The sequence below is a fragment of the Streptomyces endocoffeicus genome, assembly GCF_016741935.1.
GTDB lineage: Bacteria > Actinomycetota > Actinomycetes > Streptomycetales > Streptomycetaceae > Streptomyces > Streptomyces endocoffeicus.
The window spans coordinates 1-3,241 of sequence record NZ_JAERRG010000110.1 but is presented as its reverse complement, the minus strand read 5'-3'; the positions used below and the strand labels follow the sequence as shown (position 1 = coordinate 3,241).

Annotated in this window: 1 protein-coding gene; it reads right to left on the bottom strand. The window is 75.5% G+C overall.

All coding sequences use genetic code 11. From position 1 onward, the window contains the following. Positions 1-3,241: type I polyketide synthase (locus tag JK364_RS54010; RefSeq protein ID WP_201858816.1), on the bottom strand; the 3,241-nt coding region annotated here is incomplete at both ends.

The following is a 3,241-nucleotide window of genomic DNA, read 5'->3' as shown; positions in this document are numbered from 1 at the left end:
GCAGAAGCATCCCGGCGCCTTCGGACAGGCCGGTGCCGTCCGCCGCGTCGGCGAACGATTTGCAGCGGCCGTCCACCGCGAGGGCGCGTTGCAGGCCGAAGAAGGTGAGGACCTCGGACGTCGCCATGACGGTCGCGCCGCCGGCGAGCGCGAGCGAGCATTCGCCGGACCGCAGCGCCTGCGCGGCCAGGTGCATCGCGACCAGCGACGACGAGCACGCCGTGTCCACGGTCAGCGCGGGGCCTTCGAGGCCGTAGGTGTAGGAGAGGACGCCGGAGGCGACCGCTCCGGCGGAGCTGCTGCCCACGTAGTCGTGGTGCATGATTCCGACGAACACGCCGGTCTGGCTGCCCTTCAGCGACGCCGGGCGGATCCCCGCCCGTTCGAGCAGTTCCCAGGACGTCTCCAGCAGCAGCCGCTGCTGCGGGTCCATGCCGAGCGCGTCATGCGGGCTGATCCCGAAGAAGGCGGGGTCGAAGTCGGCGGCGCCGTGCAGGAAACCGCCCGACCGCGTGTAGGACTTACCCGCCTTGCCCGGTTCCGGGTCGTAGATCGCGTCGATGTCCCAGCCCCGGTCGGCGGGAAAGCCGGTGACGGCGTCGCGGCCCTCGGCGACCAGCCGCCACAGGTCCTCCGGCGAGCCGACGCCACCGGGATAGCGGCAGGCCATGGCGACGATCGCGATCGGTTCGCCGTCGGCGGGCCGCGGCGCCGTGCTGGTCCGCTCGGCGTCCGCGAGGCCGCCGGCGCCGAGGAGGAGGTCCGCGAGGTACGCGGCCACGGCCTCCGCGTCGGGGTGGTCGAACACCAGCGTGGCGGGCAGCCGGAGCCCGGTCGCGAGGTTGAGCTGGTTGCGCAGTTCCAGGGCGGTCAGCGAGTCGAAGCCGATCTCCCGGAAGGCGCGGTCCGTGGCAACCTCGTCGGGCGAGGAGTGGCCGAGCACCGCGGCGGCCTTCGCCCGGACGAGGTCTACCAGGAGGGCGCCGCGGTCGGCGGCCGGCACGCCCGCCAGGCGGCGGCGCAGCGCCTCCGGTCCGGCGGAGCCTCCTGCGGCGGCGCGCCGGAACCGGCCGCGCGTCAGGCCCCGGAACAGCGGCGGCAGGTCGGCGGCGCCCGTCGCGAGCGCGGTGGGGTCGAGGGCGAACGGCACCACGGTCGCGTCATCGACTGCGGTGGCCCGGTCGAACAGGTCGAGGCCCTGCTCGGCGGTCATGCCGTTGATGCCGGAACGCCGCATGCGATGCCGGTCGACCGCCGACATCTGGGACGTCATCCCGCTGTCGTCCGCCCACAGGCCCCACGCCAGCGACTGCCCGGCGAGCCCCCGGGAGCGGCGGTGCGCGGCGAGCCCGTCGAGGAAGGCGTTGGCCGCCGCGTAGTTGCCCTGGCCGCCGCTGCCGGAGACTCCCGCTTCGGAGGAGAACAGCACGAACGCCGACAGGTCCATGTCCCTGGTCAGCTCGTGCAGGTGGGCGGCGCCATCGACCTTCGGCCGGAAGACGGCGTCGATCCGCTCCGGGGTCAGCGATCCGATGACGCCGTCGTCGAGGGTGCCCGCGGCATGCACAACGCCGCGCAGCGGGTGGCGAGGGTCGACGCCGGCGAGCAGCGCGGCGACCGCGCCCCGGTCCCCGACATCGCACGGGACGATCGACGCCTCGGCGCCGAGATCGGCGAGTTCGGCGCGGAGCGCGGCGGCGTCCTCCGAGACGGTGCGGCCCGTCAGCAGGAGGCGCCGGACGCCGTGGTGCGCGGCCAGATGCCGGGCGACCAGCCGGCCGAGCGTGCCCATGCCGCCGGTGACGAGCACGGTCCCCTCAGGGCCGAACGCGGCGGGAGGTGCGTCGCCGTCGGCGCCGCCCTCGACCGGCACGCGCGCCAGGCGTGCCTTGTGCGGCGTGCCGCCGCGGATCACGAGTTGCGGTTCCCCGGTCGCGGCGAGGGACGCGGCGGCGGGCGCGTCCTCCTGGTCCACATCGCCGTCGACGAGCAGAATCCGGCCGGGGTTCTCCAACTGCGCGGAGCGGACGAGGCCCCAGACGGCGGCTCCGGCGAGGTCCGCGACGTCCTCGCCGGGCAGCGCGACCGCGCCCCGGGTCGCCACGAGCAGCCGGGTCGCGGCGAACCGCTCGCCGGCGAGCCACTCCTGCACGGTGGCGAGCACGCGGTGGGTGACGGCGTGGACGGTGTCGAGGCCACTCCCCGGCTCAGTGCGCAGCACAACCAGGTCGGGGACGTCGTCGCCGCCGTCGCCCACCTCCTCCCAGGGACGGGACGAAAGGCCGGGGGCGCCGGCGGGCACCGCGCACGGCGTCCATTCGACGCGGAACAGGGAGTCGTGGACCGCGGCCCCGCCCGCGCCGGCGAGCTGTGCCGCCGAGACCGGGCGGGTCAACACCGACTCCACCGACAGCACCGGGGCGCCGGACTCGTCCGCGACGGCGATGGCGAGCTTCTCCGGCCCCTGCCGGGTGAGCCGCACGCGCAGCGCGGACGCGCCGGTCGTGTGGAGCGCCACCCCGTTCCAGGCGAACGGGAGCACCGTCCCGGACTCGCTGGGCCGGTCGTCCTCCAGCAGGGTCGCGTGGAGGGCGGCGTCGAGCAGCGCGGGGTGCAGACCGAACCGCCGGGCGTCCGCATGCGCATCGCCGTCGAGGACGGCCTCGGCGAACACGTCGTCGCCGCGGCGCCACGCGGCCCTGAGGCCCTGGAAGACCGGGCCGTAGTCGTAGCCGCGGGCCTGGAGCAGCTCGTAGGCCCCGTCCACGCGCATCTCGGCGGCCCCGGGCGGCGGCCAGACGGCGAGGTCGGACACGGACCCCGCCGCGCGGTCCGCGAGGACCCCCTCCGCACAGCGCGTCCACGGCGCGTCCCCGTCCTCCGACCGCGCGTGGACGGTCACGGTCCGGGCTCCGGCGTCGTCGGGCTCGCCCACCAGCACCTGCATCTGGACGCTGCCGTCCTCGGGGAGGACGAGCGGGCTCCGCAGGGTCAGTTCTTCGAGGAAGCCGCAGCCGACCTCATCACCGGCCCGGACCGCCAGCTCGACGAAGGCCGTCCCGGGCAGCAGCACGGTGCCCAGGGCGACGTGGTCGGCGAGCCATGGATGGGTCTTCAGCGACAGCCGGCTCGTGAACACGCGGCGGTCGCCGTCGGCGGGAGTGATCGCGGCGCCGAGGAGGGGATGGTCGACCGCGTCCTGCCCGAGCACGGACGCCTCGGCCGCCCCCGACGACTCCGT